This is a genomic window from Pseudomonas sp. Tri1 (assembly GCF_017968885.1).
GTDB lineage: Bacteria > Pseudomonadota > Gammaproteobacteria > Pseudomonadales > Pseudomonadaceae > Aquipseudomonas.
The window spans coordinates 1,307,031-1,324,806 of record NZ_CP072913.1 but is presented as its reverse complement, the minus strand read 5'-3'; the positions used below and the strand labels follow the sequence as shown (position 1 = coordinate 1,324,806).

Below are 17,776 nucleotides of genomic sequence, written 5' to 3'. Positions count from 1 at the left end.
TTCTACCTGCATTAGGCGTTTAGAGCGCGTGCATGATGCTGCAAGTGGTCATCAATGAAGCTGGCGATGAAGAAGTAGCTGTGGTCGTAGCCCGGTTGCAGGCGCAACTCCAGCGGATGACCCGCGACCTTGGCAGCTTGCTGCAGGGCTTCGGGCTTGAGCTGGCTGGCCAGGAAATCATCGCGATCGCCCTGATCCACCAGCAGTGGCAGCTTCTCGCCGGCTTCGGCGATCAGGGCGCAGGCATCCCATTCGCGCCATTTCGAGCGGTCTTCCCCCAGGTAACGGGAGAAGGCTTTCTGGCCCCAAGGGCAATCCGTCGGATTGTTGATCGGCGAAAAGGCCGACACCGAACGATAGCGCCCCGGGTTGCGCAAGGCGCAAACCAACGCGCCATGGCCGCCCATGGAATGACCACTGATGCCGCGTTTATCCGAGGCGGGAAAATGCGCTTCGACCAACTGCGGCAGTTCCTGCACCACGTAGTCATGCATCCGATAGTGCCGGGCCCAAGGATCCTGCGTGGCGTTCAGATAAAAGCCCGCACCCAGGCCAAAGTCCCAGGCACCGTCTGGATCGCCCGGCACATCGGCGCCACGGGGGCTGGTGTCGGGCGCGACAATGATCAGCCCCAACTCGGCGGCCATGCGCTGGGCACCGGCCTTTTGCATGAAGTTTTCGTCGGTGCAGGTCAGCCCGGACAACCAATAAAGCACCGGCAACTTGCCGCCCTGCTCGGCTTGCGGCGGCAGGTACACGGCAAAGACCATGTCACACCCGAGCACTTCAGAACGGTGCCGGTAACGCTTGTGCCAGCCGCCGAAGCTTTTCTGGCAAGAAATGTTTTCAAGGCTCATGACCGACCTCAGAAATGGATGACGGTGCGGATGCTCTTGCCTTCATGCATCAGGTCGAACGCCTTGTTGATATCTTCCAGGCCCATGGTGTGGGTGATGAAGGTATCCAGCGGGATCTCGCCCTTCTCGGCCATTTCCACGTAGCTAGGCAACTCGCTGCGACCGCGCACGCCGCCAAATGCCGAACCGCGCCAGACGCGGCCGGTTACCAATTGGAATGGACGAGTGGAGATTTCCTGGCCGGCACCGGCGACGCCGATGATCACCGACTCGCCCCACCCCTTGTGGCAGCATTCCAGCGCAGCACGCATCAGTTGGACATTGCCGATGCATTCAAAGGAAAAGTCCACGCCGCCGTCAGTCATGTCGACGATGACTTCCTGGATCGGACGATCGAAGTCTTTCGGGTTGACGCAATCGGTGGCGCCCAGTTGCTTGGCGATTTCGAACTTGGCCGGGTTGATATCAATGGCGATGATGCGCGAGGCCTTGGCCTTCACCGCACCAATCACCGCCGACAGGCCGATGCCGCCCAGGCCGAAGATCGCCACGGTGTCACCCGGCTTGACCTTGGCCGTGTTGATCACCGCACCAATACCGGTGGTGACGCCACAACCCAGCAGGCAGACTTTTTCCAGCGGGGCTTCCTTTGGAATCTTCGCGACGGAGATTTCCGGCAGCACGGTGTATTCGGAGAACGTCGAGGTGCCCATGTAGTGGAAAATCGTCTCGCCCTTGTAGGAAAAACGCGAAGTGCCGTCCGGCATCAGGCCTTTGCCTTGGGTAGCGCGAATCGCCTGGCACAGGTTGGTCTTGCCTGACTTACAGAATTTGCACTGACCGCATTCCGGCGTGTACAGCGGAATCACATGGTCACCCACCGCGACCGACGTCACGCCTTCACCGATGGCTTCGACAATCGCGCCGCCTTCATGGCCGAGGATCGACGGGAAGATCCCCTCTGGATCAGCGCCCGACAGGGTGTAGGCGTCGGTGTGGCAGACACCGGAAGCCACCACGCGCAACAGCACTTCGCCCGCCTTGGGCATGGCGACGTCGACTTCAACGATTTCCAGGGGTTTCTTGGCCTCGAAGGCAACGGCAGCGCGCGACTTGATCATCCGGATTCTCCAGCAAATAAAAACAAGACCGGGAGTGTAATCCTCCGCCGGACGATGAATAATCCAACCAAAAGCAAAACATTATTGCTGTACAGGGATAATCACCTATGTCCGACAATCGCTGGGAAGGAATCGACGAGTTCGTCGCCGTGGCCGAATGCAGTCAATTCACCGCAGCTGCCGAACGCCTCGGAGTTTCGTCTTCCCATATCAGTCGACAAATCGTACGACTGGAAGAACGTCTACAGACACGCCTGCTCTATCGCAGCACCCGCCGGGTCACCCTGACCGAGGCCGGGCAGACCTTTTTGCAACATTGCCAACGCCTGCAGGATGGCCGCGAGGAAGCGTTGCGAGCGGTGGGTGATCTCACCAGCGAACCCAAGGGCATGCTGCGCATGACTTGTGCCGTAGCCTATGGCGAGCGCTTCATCGTGCCGCTGGTGACGCGGTTCATGGGGCTTTATCCACAGTTGCGAGTAGACATCGAGCTGAGCAACCGCCCTTTGGACCTGGTGCACGAGGGCCTGGACCTGGCGATTCGCCTGGGCCGCTTGCAGGACTCACGCCTGGTTGCCACCCGCCTCGCGCCGCGACGCATGTACCTGTGCGCCTCACCGTCCTATCTGGAACGCTACGGTCGGCCCCATAGTCTGTCGGAATTGAGCCGTCACAATTGCCTGGTCGGCAGTTCCGATATCTGGCAACTGGAGCAGAACGGGCGGGAATTTTCCCAGCGCGTACAAGGAAACTGGCGCTGCAACAGTGGGCAAGCAGTATTGGATGCGGCGCTGCAAGGCGTGGGGTTGTGTCAACTGCCGGATTATTACGTGCTGGAACATCTGCACAGCGGCGCGCTGATATCGCTGCTGGAGGCTCATCAGCCGCCGAATACGGCGGTGTGGGCGTTGTACCCGCAGCAGCGGCATCTATCGCCCAAGGTGCGCAAGTTGGTGGATTATTTGAAGGAAGGGTTGGCGCAGCGGCCGGAGTATCGGGGGTGACAGGTTTTTTTTGTCGTCTGGGGTGACGCTATCGCGAGCAAGCTCGCTCCCACAGGGGTTATCGTCGAATGATGGGCAAGTGTTCACACCAGTCCATTGTGGGTGCGAGCTTGCTCGCGATGGTGTCGGCCCAGGCAATGATGTTCTAACAGAAAATCGATCCGACTTAATGCCGATTCGCCCAGCGCTGGCGCAACCACTCCAGATCTTCCGGCCGGGTGACCTTGATGTTATCGGCACGCCCTTCGATCAACCGCGGTGCCTGCCCGGCCCATTCCATGGCGGACGCTTCATCGGTAATCAGTGCATCTGCCACCAGGCTGTCAGCCAGGGCCCGATGCAAGGCACCGAGACGAAACATCTGCGGCGTATAGGCCTGCCAGATCACGCTGCGATCAACGGTTTCCAGCACACGCCCCTGCTTGTCGGCACGTTTGAGGGTATCGCGCGCCGGGACGGCCAGCAGGCCGCCGACCGGATCGTTCGCCAACTCGCTGAGCAAGGTATCCAGGTCATCCCGGGCCAGGTTGGGCCGGGCGGCGTCATGTACCAACACCCAATCGTAATCGTCGGCCCCCTGCTCGTGCAGATGCAGCAAGGCATTGAGCACTGAATCGCAACGCTGCTGGCCGCCGTCCACGCGCTGGATGCGCGGGTCGCTGGCACAGGCCAGGGTCGGCCAGTAAGGATCATCGTGGGCAACGCTGACCACTACGCCTTTAACGGTCGGGTGATCGAGGAAACAGCCAAGGCTGTGTTCGAGAATTGTGCGCCCGCCCAGTTGCAAGTATTGCTTGGGACGGTCCGCGGCCATACGGGCACCGACGCCCGCGGCAGGAATCACGACCCAGAAGGCCGGCAAACGGATACTCATTGGGCCAACTGGTAGAGGGTTTCACCCTCCTTGACCATGCCCAGTTCATGGCGAGCCCGCTCTTCAACGGTCTCCATGCCTTTTTTCAACTCACTGACCTCGGCGTCCATCACCCGATTACGCTCCAGCAACGCTTCGTTTTCCGCGTGCTGATCGGCTATTTGCTGAGTCAGGTCGGCCACTTGCGCCAGACTGCCATTGCCCACCCACAGGCGGTACTGCAGGCCAGCCAGCAACAGGAGCAAGACAAGAAACAACCAATTGGGACTGCGCATCGAATATCAGGTATCCAGTGAAAAAAGACAGCCATGCCAAACTTTGAAACGTCTGATAGCACGAAGCCTGGAAAAACCAGGCTTGTGCTTGATAAGGCATCAGATTAGAGGCAAAACCGTCGCCAGGGCGACCTTTTCGACATAATCCGCTGTCTTTTTACCATTTACCGCTTAACCGCGAAACTCGGCGCGACCGTTGTACTTGGCCTTGCCGCTCAACTGCTCTTCGATACGCAGCAGTTGGTTGTACTTGGAAACGCGGTCGGAACGGCACAGCGAACCGGTCTTGATCTGGCCCGCCGCAGTGCCCACGGCCAGGTCGGCAATGGTCGAGTCTTCGGTTTCGCCGGAGCGGTGGGAGATTACAGCCGTGTAGCCGGCGGCCTTGGCCATCTGGATGGCTTCCAGGGTTTCGGTCAGGGTGCCGATCTGGTTGAACTTGATCAGGATCGAGTTGGCGATCTTCTTGTCGATGCCTTCTTTCAGGATCTTGGTGTTGGTCACGAACAGGTCGTCGCCCACCAGCTGGGTCTTCTCGCCGATCTTGTCGGTGAGGATTTTCCAGCCAGCCCAGTCGGACTCGTCCAGGCCGTCTTCGATGGAGATGATCGGGTAACGCTCGGTCAGGCCCTTGAGGTAGTCGGCGAAACCTTCGGCGGTGAACACCTGGCCTTCGCCAGACAGGTTGTACTTGCCGTCTTCGAAGAACTCACTGGCAGCGCAGTCCAGGGCCAGGGTCACGTCGGTACCCAGCTTGTAGCCAGCGTTGGCCACAGCTTCGGAGATCACTTTCAGCGCGTCTTCGTTGGAGGCCAGGTTCGGTGCGAAACCGCCTTCGTCGCCAACGGCGGTGCTCAGGCCACGGGCCTTCAGCACGGCTTTGAGGTGATGGAAAATCTCGGTGCCCATGCGCAGGCCTTCGGAGAAGGTCTTGGCGCCAACCGGCTGAACCATGAATTCCTGGATGTCGACGTTGTTATCAGCGTGCTCGCCACCGTTGATGATGTTCATCATCGGCACCGGCATCGAGTAGACACCCGGGGTACCGTTGAGGTTGGCGATGTGGGCGTACAACGGCAGGTCCTGGTCCTGGGCAGCAGCCTTGGCAGCGGCCAGGGATACGGCGAGGATCGCGTTGGCACCCAGGGTGGCTTTGTTCTCGGTACCGTCGAGCTTGATCATCGCGTGATCGAGGGCTTTCTGGTCGGCAGGATCCTTGCCCAGCAACAGGTCGCGGATCGGACCGTTGATGTTGGCGACGGCTTTGAGCACGCCCTTGCCCAGGTAACGACTCTTGTCGCCATCACGCAGCTCCAGCGCTTCGCGCGAGCCAGTGGAAGCACCGGACGGCGCGCAGGCGCTACCGATGATGCCGTTGTCGAGAAGCACGTCCGCTTCGACAGTGGGGTTGCCACGGGAGTCGAGAACTTCACGACCTTTGATGTCGACGATTTTTGCCATTGTTGTAAACACTCCAAAGTTGACGAAAACGACGCAGCGAGAGGAAATCTTTTACCGTCGGCGGGTATAGAGCAGCGGGCAGGCTCGCCGACGATAACGCCCGGCCCGCAGGCCAGAGCGTTTATCGAGCGGTACTTTACCGGAGAAAATCGCGTTACGCGGTTTCTATCGTCGGAAAACTCTTGACCAGTTCGTCCAATGCCTTGAGCTGAGACAGGAAAGGTTCCAGCTTGTTCAGGCGCAAGGCGCAAGGGCCGTCGCACTTGGCGTTGTCCGGGTCCGGGTGAGCTTCGAGGAACAGGCCGGCCAGGGATTGGCTGATACCAGCCTTGGCCAGATCGGTCACCTGGGCACGACGACCGCCGGCGGAATCGGAACGACCGCCAGGCATCTGCAGGGCGTGCGTCACGTCGAAGAACACCGGGTATTCGAACTGCTTCATGATGCCGAAGCCGAGCATGTCCACTACCAGGTTGTTGTAGCCGAAGCTCGAACCACGCTCGCAGAGGATCAACTGGTCATTGCCGGCCTCTTCACACTTGCTCAGGATGTGTTTCATTTCCTGGGGCGCGAGGAACTGGGCTTTCTTGATGTTGATCACCGCACCGGTCTTGGCCATCGCGACCACCAGGTCGGTCTGGCGCGACAGGAAGGCCGGCAGTTGGATGATGTCGCAGACCTCGGCCACGACTGCGGCCTGGGCCGGCTCGTGGACGTCGGTGATGATCGGCACGCCAAAGGCTTGCTTGATGTCCTGGAAGATCCGCATGCCTTCTTCCAGGCCAGGGCCACGGTAGGAGGTCACGGACGAACGGTTGGCCTTGTCGAAGCTGGCCTTGAAGACGTAAGGGATACCCAGCTTCTGGGTGACCTTCACGTATTCCTCGCAGACCTGCATCGCCATGTCACGGCTTTCCAGTACGTTCATGCCACCGAACAGCACCATGGGCTTGTCGTTGGCAATCTCGATGTCGCCGACGCGAATGATCTTCTGGGCCATCGTTTTATGCCTTTTTCTGGTGTTGAGCCAAAGCGGCTTTCACGAAACCACTGAACAGTGGATGACCGTCCCGTGGCGTCGAGGTGAACTCGGGGTGGAACTGGCAGGCGACGAACCACGGATGATCCGGCGCCTCGACCACTTCCACCAGCGCGCCATCACCGGAGCGACCGGAGATTTTCAGGCCGGCCTCGATCAGTTGCGGCAGCAGGTTGTTGTTCACTTCGTAGCGATGACGGTGACGCTCGACGATCACGTCCTTGGCATAGCATTGATGCACCAGGGAACCGGCTTCGAGCAGGCAATCCTGGGCGCCGAGGCGCATGGTGCCGCCAAGGTCGGAGGCTTCGGTGCGGATTTCCACGGCGCCGGTGGCATCTTCCCACTCGGTGATCAGACCCACGACCGGATGGCCGCTGGCGCGATCGAATTCGGTGGAGTTGGCGTCCTTCCAGCCCAGCACGTTACGGGCGAACTCGATGACGGCCACTTGCATGCCCAGGCAGATACCCAGGTAAGGCACCTTGTTTTCGCGAGCGTATTGCACGGCAGTGATCTTGCCTTCCACGCCCCGCAGGCCGAAACCGCCAGGCACGAGGATCGCATCGGCACCCTCGAGCAGGCCGGTGCCCTGGTTCTCGATGTCTTCGGAATCGATGTAGCGCAGGTTGACCTTGGTGCGGTTGCTGATGCCGGCGTGACTCATCGCCTCGATCAGCGACTTGTAGGCGTCCAGCAGTTCCATGTACTTGCCGACCATGGCGATGGTGACTTCGTGTTCCGGGTTGAGCTTGGCATCGACCACCGCTTCCCACTCGGACAGATCGGCGCCAGCGCATTGCAGGCCGAAACGCTCGACGACGAAATCGTCCAGGCCCTGGGAGTGCAGGATGCCCGGGATCTTGTAGATGGTGTCGGCGTCTTCCAGGCCGATCACCGCACGCTCTTCAACGTTGGTGAACTGGGCGATCTTGCGACGCGAGGAGATGTCGATCGGGTGATCGGAGCGGCAGATCAGCACGTCCGGCTGCAGGCCGATGGAACGCAGTTCCTTGACCGAGTGCTGGGTTGGCTTGGTCTTGGTTTCGCCAGCAGTGGCGATGTACGGAACCAGCGTCAGGTGCATCAGCATCGCGCGCTTGGCGCCGATTTCGAAACGCAACTGGCGGATGGCTTCGAGGAACGGCTGGGACTCGATGTCGCCCACGGTACCGCCGATCTCGACCATCGCCACGTCGGCATCGCCGGCACCCTTGATGATGCGGCGCTTGATTTCGTCGGTGATGTGCGGGATGACCTGGATGGTCGCGCCCAGGTAATCACCACGGCGCTCCTTGCGCAGCACGTGTTCGTAGACACGGCCGGTGGTGAAGTTGTTGTTCTGGGTCATGGTCGTGCGGATGAACCGCTCGTAGTGGCCCAGGTCCAGGTCGGTCTCGGCGCCGTCGTGGGTGACGAACACTTCACCGTGCTGGAACGGGCTCATGGTGCCCGGGTCGACGTTGATGTACGGGTCCAGCTTGAGCATGGTGACCTTAAGTCCCCGCGCCTCCAGGATGGCCGCCAATGAAGCCGAGGCAATGCCTTTCCCCAATGAAGAAACAACACCGCCCGTGACGAATATGTAGCGCGTCATGAAAAACCCTAGAAGTCTGCGTTAAAGCGGTCCGAGCCGCCGGGGAAAGCGAAGGAAGGCCGAAGCCCCCGATCACCTGCATTAATCACAGTGCACCTTTCAAAAAAACCGCCGCGTTGGGACAGACCGGAAGTGAAATCACCGGTACGTTGCTCGCTACACATTTTTTGGAATCGCCCAGCAAAGACTGCTTGGTAATCGGCAACTCCTGCAATTCAGGCGAATCCACAGAAGTTGTATCAAGAAGGGAGCGTAGTCTACCGGAAAGCCCCTTTCAGCTCAAACCCAGATCTTGGCTTCCTGGCTGCCAGTTCAATTGCCAACTGCCATCACCGGCTCCATCGAGCCCCGCCAGATTGGCCACGGCCAACAATTGCTCGCCCCGATACAGCAGCGGCAATCGACCGCGAACGAATGCCGGCACAGCGCTTTCGTTGAGCAAACGCTTGAGATCCCGATGACCGCGCCCCGACAATTCCATCACTTCACCGCCTTGACGATAGCGCACGCAAAGTGGCCCCGCCGGCGCCTTGCCGCTGAACATGACCTGGCCATTGCCCGGCAAGCACAACGGTAGCGCGGGATCGGTCCATTGGACGGTACCTGCAACCGAACGCAACCAGTGGTCGGATAACCACCAGACCCGCCCACCGGCCCGGTGCAACTCACCGCCGGCCAGCCGCCAGATCGGCCGGGCATCATTTCCCGCATCGCGCAACGAATCCCAGCCAACCCAGTGATCGCTGTCGGGCTGCTCCGTCAACACGGCCAGCCAATGGCTCAATGCATTGCGCTGGCGGGCCGGCGACAATGCCCGCAAAGGTGCCAGCGCGAGAGATGGCAAGCCCAGCCAGTCGAACGCGCCCGGGGCGTGGCGCCAGCCAGATCGATCCGCGCCAGGTCGTCCAGCAAGCCCTGGGCGTCGCCCATGTGCGCGGCGCTGCGCGCCAGGGTCACCGCTGCCTGGGGCCACTGCTCGGTCAATACCGGAAACACCCGCTGGCGCAGGTAATTGCGCGCGTACTGGTGATCGTCGTTGGAAGGGTCCTCAATCCAGCTCAAGCCTTGTTGCCTCGCATAGGCTTGCAGCTCCGCCCGGGACACATCGAGCAAGGGTCGCAGCAAGTGCCCCTGGCCCAAAGGACGCTGCCTGGGCATCGCCGACAAGCCCCTCACCCCTGCCCCACGCAACAAACGAAACAACAGGGTTTCAGCCTGATCGTCGCGGTGCTGGCCTGTGAGCAGCACTTCATTGTTGTGCAGTGCCGCCACGAAGGCACCATAACGCGCCTCCCGGGCGGCGCGCTCGACGCTGGCGCCGGGTTGGACTTGCACGCTCACTACTTCAAGCGGCACCCCAAGGGCCTTACAGACCGAGCGACAATGGTCCGGCCATGCATCGGCCACAGCCTGGAGGCCATGATGGACGTGGATAGCACTCAGGGGCGGCAGGGTTTGGGTCTTTGCGAGGGACGCGAGCAGGTGCAGCAGGACGGTGGAATCGAGGCCGCCGGAGAAGGCGATGCGCCAGGTCGCGGCGTTGCGCCAGGGGGATAGCAGTGTGAGGAGCCGGGTTGGCAGTTCAATCCTGGGCTGATTCATAGAAACTGGCCTCCACACAAATCAATGTGGGAGCGAGCTTGCTCGCGATGGCGGAGTATCAGTCAACTTATCTGTTGAATGTTAAACCGTTATCGCGAGCAAGCTCGCTCCCACACAGGGGTACAGCGCTTGAATCAGAGGCCGTAGCTCATCAACCGCTCATAGCGGCGAGCCAGCAGCGCATCGTTGTCGAATTTCTTCAGCATCGACAACTGCGATGTCAGCTCGGCACGAATCAGCGCCGCAGCCGCAGCCGGGTCGCGGTGGGCGCCGCCGACTGGCTCGTTGATCACTTTATCCACAATGCCCAGGCCTTTGAGGCGCTCGGCGGTGATGCCCATGGCTTCCGCGGCGTCCGGCGCCTTCTCGGCGGTTTTCCACAGGATCGACGCACAGCCTTCCGGCGAGATCACCGCATAAGTGGAATATTGCAGCATGTTCAGTTGGTCGCAGACGCCGATGGCCAATGCACCGCCAGAACCGCCTTCGCCGATCACGGTGGCGATGATCGGGGTTTTCAGGCGTGCCATGACGCGCAGGTTCCAGGCAATCGCTTCGCTCTGGTTACGCTCTTCGGCATCGATGCCCGGATAAGCACCCGGCGTATCGATGAAGGTCAGGATCGGCATTTTGAAGCGCTCGGCCATTTCCATCAGGCGGCAAGCCTTGCGGTAGCCTTCCGGACGCGGCATGCCGAAGTTGCGGCGTACCTTCTCGCGCACTTCGCGGCCTTTCTGATGACCGATAACCATCACCGGCTGGTCGTCCAGACGGGCAACACCGCCAACGATGGCGGCGTCGTCGGAGAAGTGACGGTCGCCATGCAACTCATCGAACTCGGTAAAGATGTGCTCGATGTAGTCCAGGGTGTAGGGACGACGCGGGTGACGCGCCAGGCGGGCGATCTGCCAGCTGGTCAGCTTGCCGAAGATGTCTTCGGTCAGCGTGCGGCTTTTGTCTTGCAGACGAGAGATTTCATCGCCGATATTCAGCGAATTGTCATTACCGACCAAGCGCAACTCTTCGATCTTGGCTTGCAGGTCGGCGATCGGCTGTTCGAAATCTAGAAAATTCGGGTTCATAGGCGTCCGTCTTGGGTCGACGTCCAAGAGAGCTTGGGCCGGCCGGTTGTCTATTCGCGCCTACCTTAAGGGAGAGGCGCGTTCAGGTCGAGATTAAAAATTCGGGTCGAGATCAGGGGCATTCCGGTTTCAAGAGTGGCCCCTGGCCGTCAACGGTATTGGAGGAAGACGTTGTCTTTGCCGAACTGGTCACGCAAGGCTTGAATCAACGCATCCGCCGGATCGATTCGCCAGCCTTCGCCGAACTGCAGCACAGCCTTGGCGTCGGGGCGCACGTACTCCATGGTGATCGGGCAAGCACCGCGATGGCGCTTGAACAACTCGCCCAGCCAACGTAGCTGATCGCCCTTGAGGTCCTGGGTCTGCAACTTCAGGCGCAGGCTCTCGGCCAGGTTGGTACGGGCATCCTCCATGCTCATCACCCGCTTGACCCGCAGCCGCAGGCCACCGGAAAAGTCATCGTTGCTGACCTCGCCTTCCACCACCACCATCGCGTCGGTCTGCAACAGCGACTGCGCCGAGTGGAACGCATCGGCGAACAATGACGCCTCGATGCGCCCGGAGCGGTCGTCGAGGGTGATGAAGCCCATCTTGTCACCCTTTTTATTCTTCATCACCCGCAGGGCAATGATCATACCGGCGACGGTTTGTGTGTCACGCGCCGGCTTGAGATCAATGATGCGCTGGCGAGCGAAGCGGCGGATCTCGCCTTCGTATTCGTCGATCGGGTGCCCGGTCAGGTAGAGGCCCAAGGTGTCTTTCTCACCTTTGAGGCGCTCCTTGAGGGTCAGCTCCTTGGCCTTGCGATGATTGCCATAGACATCGGCGTCCTCCTCGACGAACAGCCCGCCAAACAGGTCGGCGTGGCCACTGTCGTGGGTGCGGGCAGTCTGTTCGGCGGCCTTGATCGCTTCTTCCATGGCCGCCAGCAACACCGCGCGGTTGCGGTCGATGTTGGCCTGGTAGGCCTTGGGCTCGTCCTGGAAGTACGGACCCAGACGGTCCAGCGCGCCACTGCGGATCAAGCCGTCGAGGGTGCGCTTGTTGATACGCTTGAGGTCGACCCGCGCACAGAAATCGAACAGGTCCTTGAACGGCCCGTCCTGGCGCGCCTCGGTGATAGCCTCCACCGGTCCTTCACCGACGCCTTTGATCGCACCCAGCCCATAGATGATGCGGCCTTCGTCGTTGACCGTGAACTTGAACTCCGAAGCGTTCACGTCCGGTGCGTCGAGGCGCAACTTCATGGTCCGCACTTCTTCGATCAAGGTCACGACCTTGTCGGTGTTGTGCATATCCGCCGACAGTACCGCGGCCATGAACGGCGCCGGGTAATGGGCCTTCAGCCACGCAGTCTGGTACGACACCAGGCCATAGGCGGCGGAGTGGGACTTGTTGAAGCCGTAGCCGGCGAACTTTTCCACCAGGTCGAAAATGTTACCGGCCAGGTCCGCATCGATGCCGTTGTTCGCACAACCCTCGATGAAACCACCGCGCTGCTTGGCCATTTCCTCGGGCTTTTTCTTACCCATGGCCCGACGCAGCATGTCCGCACCGCCGAGGGTATAGCCAGCCATCACCTGGGCAATCTGCATCACCTGTTCTTGGTACAGGATGATGCCGTACGTGGGGGCCAGCACCGGCTTGAGGCCGTCGTACTGGTAGTCCGGATGCGGGTACGCCAGCTCGGCGCGACCGTGCTTACGGTTGATGAAGTCGTCCACCATGCCTGACTGCAGCGGGCCCGGACGGAACAGGGCCACGAGTGCGATCAGGTCTTCCAGGCAGTCGGGCTTGAGCTTTTTGATCAGCTCTTTCATGCCCCGGGATTCAAGCTGGAATACGGCCGTGGTTTCGGCTTTTTGCAACAGGCTATAGGTCGGTTTGTCATCCAGCGGGATGAAGGCGATGTCCAGCGGCTCTTCGCCGACCTTGGCCCGGTCACGGTTGATGGTTTTCAGTGCCCAGTCGATGATCGTCAGGGTCCGCAGACCGAGGAAGTCGAACTTCACCAGGCCCGCCGCCTCGACGTCATCCTTGTCGAACTGGGTAACCAGGCCGTCGCCCTCTTCGTCGCAATAGATCGGCGAGAAGTCCGTCAGCTTGGTCGGCGCGATGACCACGCCCCCGGCGTGCTTGCCGACGTTACGCACCACGCCTTCGAGCTTGCGCGCCATTTCCCAGATTTCCGCGGCTTCTTCATCGACCTTGATGAAGTCCCGCAGGATTTCTTCCTGTTCGTAGGCTTTTTCCAGGGTCATGCCGACTTCGAACGGAATCATCTTCGACAGACGATCCGCCAGGCCATAGGACTTACCCTGGACCCGCGCCACGTCGCGCACCACAGCCTTGGCGGCCATGGAACCGAAGGTGATGATCTGGCTCACCGCGTTGCGACCGTACTTCTCGGCCACGTAATCGATCACCCGGTCGCGGCCGTCCATGCAGAAGTCGACGTCGAAGTCGGGCATGGAAACCCGTTCCGGGTTGAGGAAACGTTCGAACAGCAGGTCATATTCCAGCGGGTCGAGGTCGGTGATCTTCTGCACGTAGGCCACCAGCGACCCGGCGCCCGACCCACGGCCAGGGCCCACCGGCACGCCGTTGTTCTTGGCCCACTGGATGAAGTCCATCACGATCAGGAAGTAACCGGGGAACCCCATCTGGATGATGATATCCAGCTCGAAATTCAACCGGTCGATATAAACCTGGCGCTTGGCTTCGTAATCTTCGGTGGTGTCCTTGGGTAGCAGGACGCTAAGGCGCTCGTCGAGGCCGTCGAAGGACACCTTGCGGAAATACTCGTCGATGGTCATGCCATCGGGAATCGGGAAGTTGGGCAGGAAGTGCTTGCCCAGCTTCACTTCGATGTTGCAGCGCTTGGCGATCTCGACGGTGTTTTCCAGCGCCTCGGGCAGGTCGCTGAACAACTCGGCCATTTCCTCGGCGCTCTTGAGGTATTGCTGGTCGCTGTAATTCTTCGGGCGACGCGGGTCGTCGAGGGCCCGGCCCTCACCGATGCAGACACGGGTCTCGTGGGCTTCGAAATCTTCCTGCTTGATGAAGCGCACATCGTTGGTCGCCACCAGCGGCGCCCCAATCTTGTCGGCCAGGGCTACGGCGGCGTGCAGGTGCTCTTCGTCGTTGGGACGGTTGGTGCGCTGCACTTCGATATAGAAGCGATCCGGGAACACCGCCATCCAGTCGCGGGCCAGGGTCTCGGCTTCTTCCGGATTGCCGCTGAGCAGGGCCAGGCCGATCTCACCTTCCTTGGCCGCCGACAGCATGATCAAGCCTTCGCTCGCTTCGGCCACCCACTCACGCTCGATAATGATCGAACCGTTGCGTTGACCATCGATAAAGCCGCGGGAGATCAGCTCGGTGAGGTTGCGGTAACCCAAGGCATTCATCACCAACAGGCTGATGCGACTCAACGGTGCGTCCGGGTCCTTGTTCGACAGCCACAGGTCGGCACCGCAGATCGGCTTGATCCCGGCACCCATCGCAGCCTTGTAGAACTTGACCAGCGAGCACATGTTGTTCTGGTCAGTGACCGCCACGGCAGGCATGTTCATGCCCACCAGGGTCTTGACCAGGGGCTTGATCCGCACCAGGCCGTCGACCAGGGAGTATTCAGTGTGCAGGCGTAGATGAACGAATGAAGCCGGCATAGTGATCCTGCGTTAAGTCATGAAAACAACAAGGCCCGGATTGTACCGGGCCTTGGGTAAAACATCAGCCATGAGCATCCTGCCAAGCGAATGTGCACATTACTTTTGTGGCGAGATGATTTATCCCCTCCCCACACAAGTCGACATCAAGAGACCGTAGCCTGATTACCTACGATCAAACCCTCACGCGCTTCATAAGCCAACCGCACCGGTGCGAACGAACGCCGATGGATCGGCGTTGGCCCCAGGCGCGCCAGGGCTTCCAGATGAACGGGGGTCGGGTAGCCCTTGTGGCCGCCGATGCCATAACCCGGGTAGATCAACTCGAAGGCGCTCATTTCCCGGTCGCGACTGACCTTGGCCAGGATCGAGGCCGCCGCAATGGCCGGCACCTTGCCATCGCCCTGGATGACCGCTTCGGCGCGCATCGACAATTTCGGGCAGCGGTTGCCGTCGATCATCGCCAGTTTCGGCGTGATGTGCAGGCCTTGTACGGCACGCTGCATGGCGAGCATGGTTGCATGCAGGATATTCAGTTCGTCGATTTCTTCGACTTCGGCCCGGGCGATGCACCAGCTCAGGGCCTTTTCGCAGATCTCGTCGTAGAGTTTTTCACGACGGGCCTCGGTGAGCTTCTTGGAATCGTTGAGTCCCAGGATTGGCCGGTTCGGGTCGAGAATCACCGCCGCCGTCACCACCGCACCGCACAATGGGCCGCGACCCACCTCATCGACACCGGCCACCAACTCTTCGACTTCGGCGACCAGATTGAAGTCCAGGCCCATCTGCTGCTTCGAATGACTCATTGTTTTGCGCCAATCAGGTTCAGCACCGCGTCTGCTGCCTGGTTGGAGGCATCACGACGCAAAGTGCGGTGGATTTCGTCAAAGCCACGGGTCTGTTCCTGGCCGCCGTCGATCAACGGCGCAAGCGTGTTGGCCAGCGCATCAGCGGTCGCCTCGTCCTGCAGCAACTCCGGCACCAGCAAGCGCTGGGCCAACAGGTTCGGCAAAGAGATGTAAGGGCTCTTGACCATACGCTTGAGGATCCAGAATGTCAGCGGTGCCAGGCGATAGGCGACCACCATCGGGCGTTTATACAACAACGCCTCAAGGGTAGCAGTGCCGGAGGCAATCAACACCGCATCGCAAGCCGCCAACGCTTCATGGGAATGGCCATCGAGCAACGTCACCGGCAAATCGCGACCGACCAAAAGCTCTTCAAGCTGGGCCCGACGCGGCGCACTGGCACACGGCAGGACAAATCGCACATCGGGGCGCATAGCCCGCAGGCACTGCGCCGCGTCGAAAAACACCCCACCCAGACGGCTCACTTCGCCGCCCCGGCTGCCGGGCATCAAGGCCACCAGCGGCCCTTCGGGCAGGCCCAACGCCTGGCGAGCGGCTGCGCGGTCGGCTTCCAGGGGAATGGTATCGGCCAGGGTGTGCCCGACAAACCGCACCGGTACGCCCTTCTCTTCGTAGAACCGGGCCTCGAACGGCAGCAGCGTCAACATCAGGTCGCAGCCTTCGCGAATCTTCAGTACCCGCTTCTGCCGCCAGGCCCAGACCGACGGACTGACGTAGTGCACGGTCTTGATGCCGGCCTGACGCAACTTGAGTTCAATGTTGAGGGTGAAATCCGGCGCATCGATGCCGATGAACACATCTGGCTTTTCGTCGATCAGGGTCTGGATCAGCTTCTTGCGCCGGGCCAGCAACTCACGCAAGCGACCGAGCACTTCCACCAGCCCCATGACCGACAAACGTTCCATCGGGAAATAAGACGCCAGCCCCTCGGCCTCCATCAACGGCCCGCCGACTCCGATGAATTCGACCGCGGGATGCTGCGCCTTGAGCGCCCGCATCAGACCAGCGCCCAGAATGTCACCGGAAGCCTCTCCCGCCACCAGCGCAATACGCAAGTTAGCCATGATTAGCGAGTGATGCCGCGGGTCGAAGACTGGATGGAGTCACGGAATATCGCGACTTCCGGGAACTGCAGCGATGCCTCGGCCAATTCGGCGAGCGCTTGCTCGACCGTCAGGCCCTGGCGATACACCACCTTGTAGGCGCGACGCAACGCGGTAATCGCCTCTTCGCTGAAGCCACGACGGCGCATGCCCTCGAAGTTCATGCTGCGGGCTTCGGCCGGGTTACCGAACACGGTGACATAGGCCGGGACGTCCTTGCCGATGGCGGTGCCCATCCCGGAAAAACTGTGGGCGCCAATATGGCAATACTGGTGCACCAGGGTGAAACCCGAGAGGATCGCCCAGTCGTCCACGTGCACATGGCCCGCCAGGGCGGTGTTGTTGACCAGGATGCAATGGTTACCGATCACACTGTCATGGCCGATGTGGGCGTAGGCCATGATCAGGTTGTGGTCGCCCAAGGTCGTTTCGGAACGATCCTGAACGGTGCCACGGTGAATCGTCACGCCTTCGCGGATCACGTTGTGATCGCCAATGACCAGGCGGGTTTCTTCACCTTTGTACTTGAGATCGGGCGTGTCCTCGCCTACCGAAGAAAACTGGTAGATGCGATTGTGACGACCGATCCGGGTCGGTCCCTTGAGCACTACGTGAGGACCGATCACCGTACCCTCGCCGATTTCCACACCTGCGCCGATGATCGACCACGGGCCGACCTCGACATCGGCGGCCAGGACGGCCGTCGGATCGATGATTGCGCGAGGGTCAATCAAACTCATAGTTTGCGTTCCGCACAGATGATTTCAGCGGAGCAGACCGGCTTGCCATCGACCGAAGCCTGGCATTCGAACTTCCAGATCTGGCGCTTGCAGCTGATGAACTTGGCCTCGAGGATCAATTGATCGCCCGGGGTGACCGGCTGGCGGAAACGCAATTTGTCGGAACCGACAAAGTAGTAAAGCGTGCCGTCGGCCGGCTTTACGTCGAGCATTTTGAAACCAAGGATCCCGGCAGCCTGAGCCATCGCTTCGATGATCAACACGCCCGGCATGATTGGATGCGCGGGGAAGTGACCATTGAAGAACGGTTCGTTGATGCTGACATTCTTGTAGGCGCGAATGCGCTTGCCTTCAACGTCCAGGTCCACTACCCGATCCACCAGCAGGAACGGGTAACGGTGAGGCAGGTATTCGCGAATCTCGTTGATGTCCATCATTTCGGAGGGAAGCCTATGTAAAGATTGGGAGCGCACGAGTGACG

Annotated in this window: 14 protein-coding genes and 1 pseudogene; 1 reads left to right on the top strand and 14 read right to left on the bottom strand. The window is 60.4% G+C overall.

The window, feature by feature from the left end; genetic code table 11:
• Window positions 1–11: 11 nt before the first annotated feature.
• Window positions 12–857, bottom strand: a complete 846-nt coding sequence (fghA, locus tag J9870_RS05775; protein WP_210643065.1) for an S-formylglutathione hydrolase — start codon at window positions 855–857, stop codon at window positions 12–14.
• An 8-nt stretch (window positions 858–865) separates the two neighbouring features.
• The gene (locus tag J9870_RS05770) at window positions 866–1,978 is read right to left on the bottom strand and encodes an S-(hydroxymethyl)glutathione dehydrogenase/class III alcohol dehydrogenase (protein WP_135843934.1); all 1,113 of its coding nucleotides are present in this window, start codon (window positions 1,976–1,978) and stop codon (window positions 866–868) included.
• Window positions 1,979–2,085: 107 nt separating this feature from the next.
• On the opposite strand from J9870_RS05770, the gene J9870_RS05765 reads away from it, so the two are divergent.
• Entirely contained in the window at window positions 2,086–2,982 is an 897-nt protein-coding gene (locus tag J9870_RS05765; RefSeq protein ID WP_210643064.1) for a LysR substrate-binding domain-containing protein, read from the top strand.
• A gap of 166 nt (window positions 2,983–3,148) precedes the next feature.
• On the opposite strand, the gene ispD is transcribed toward J9870_RS05765, so the two are convergent.
• From ispD to fabZ, 12 genes and pseudogenes are all read right to left on the bottom strand, one after another.
• A complete protein-coding gene (gene ispD, locus J9870_RS05760) occupies window positions 3,149–3,856 on the bottom strand; it encodes a 2-C-methyl-D-erythritol 4-phosphate cytidylyltransferase (protein ID WP_210643063.1) in 708 nt (235 codons plus the stop codon).
• Entirely contained in the window at window positions 3,853–4,131 is a 279-nt protein-coding gene (gene ftsB / locus J9870_RS05755; RefSeq protein ID WP_025212129.1) for a cell division protein FtsB, read from the bottom strand. Before ftsB ends, ispD begins: the two co-directional genes overlap by 4 nt.
• A gap of 171 nt (window positions 4,132–4,302) precedes the next feature.
• The gene (gene eno, locus J9870_RS05750; protein WP_210643062.1) at window positions 4,303–5,592 is read right to left on the bottom strand and encodes a phosphopyruvate hydratase; all 1,290 of its coding nucleotides are present in this window, start codon (window positions 5,590–5,592) and stop codon (window positions 4,303–4,305) included.
• A gap of 154 nt (window positions 5,593–5,746) precedes the next feature.
• Window positions 5,747–6,592: a 3-deoxy-8-phosphooctulonate synthase gene (gene kdsA / locus J9870_RS05745; RefSeq protein WP_003198268.1), complete on the bottom strand. Its 846-nt coding sequence runs from the start codon at window positions 6,590–6,592 to the stop codon at window positions 5,747–5,749.
• 4 nt (window positions 6,593–6,596) lie between these two features.
• Window positions 6,597–8,228 (bottom strand): CTP synthase, encoded by a 1,632-nt coding sequence (locus J9870_RS05740; RefSeq protein WP_210643061.1) that lies wholly within the window; start codon window positions 8,226–8,228, stop codon window positions 6,597–6,599.
• A 274-nt stretch (window positions 8,229–8,502) separates the two neighbouring features.
• Window positions 8,503–9,830, bottom strand: a pseudogene (tilS, locus tag J9870_RS05735) (tRNA lysidine(34) synthetase TilS).
• 134 nt (window positions 9,831–9,964) lie between these two features.
• Window positions 9,965–10,912, bottom strand: a complete 948-nt coding sequence (locus J9870_RS05730; RefSeq protein WP_210643060.1) for an acetyl-CoA carboxylase carboxyltransferase subunit alpha — start codon at window positions 10,910–10,912, stop codon at window positions 9,965–9,967.
• A gap of 149 nt (window positions 10,913–11,061) precedes the next feature.
• A complete protein-coding gene (gene dnaE / locus J9870_RS05725; RefSeq protein WP_210643059.1) occupies window positions 11,062–14,583 on the bottom strand; it encodes a DNA polymerase III subunit alpha in 3,522 nt (1,173 codons plus the stop codon).
• Between the two features lie 146 nt (window positions 14,584–14,729).
• Window positions 14,730–15,389 (bottom strand): ribonuclease HII, encoded by a 660-nt coding sequence (gene rnhB, locus J9870_RS05720; RefSeq protein ID WP_210643058.1) that lies wholly within the window; start codon window positions 15,387–15,389, stop codon window positions 14,730–14,732.
• A complete protein-coding gene (gene lpxB, locus J9870_RS05715; RefSeq protein ID WP_210643057.1) occupies window positions 15,386–16,516 on the bottom strand; it encodes a lipid-A-disaccharide synthase in 1,131 nt (376 codons plus the stop codon). The genes rnhB and lpxB overlap by 4 nt, the downstream gene beginning before the upstream one ends.
• 2 nt (window positions 16,517–16,518) lie before the next feature.
• On the bottom strand, window positions 16,519–17,295 hold the full coding sequence (lpxA, locus tag J9870_RS05710) for an acyl-ACP--UDP-N-acetylglucosamine O-acyltransferase (protein WP_210643056.1): 777 nt from the start codon (window positions 17,293–17,295) through the stop codon (window positions 16,519–16,521).
• On the bottom strand, window positions 17,292–17,732 hold the full coding sequence (fabZ, locus tag J9870_RS05705) for a 3-hydroxyacyl-ACP dehydratase FabZ (RefSeq protein WP_003184897.1): 441 nt from the start codon (window positions 17,730–17,732) through the stop codon (window positions 17,292–17,294). The genes lpxA and fabZ overlap by 4 nt, the downstream gene beginning before the upstream one ends.
• Window positions 17,733–17,776: the final 44 nt, after the last annotated feature.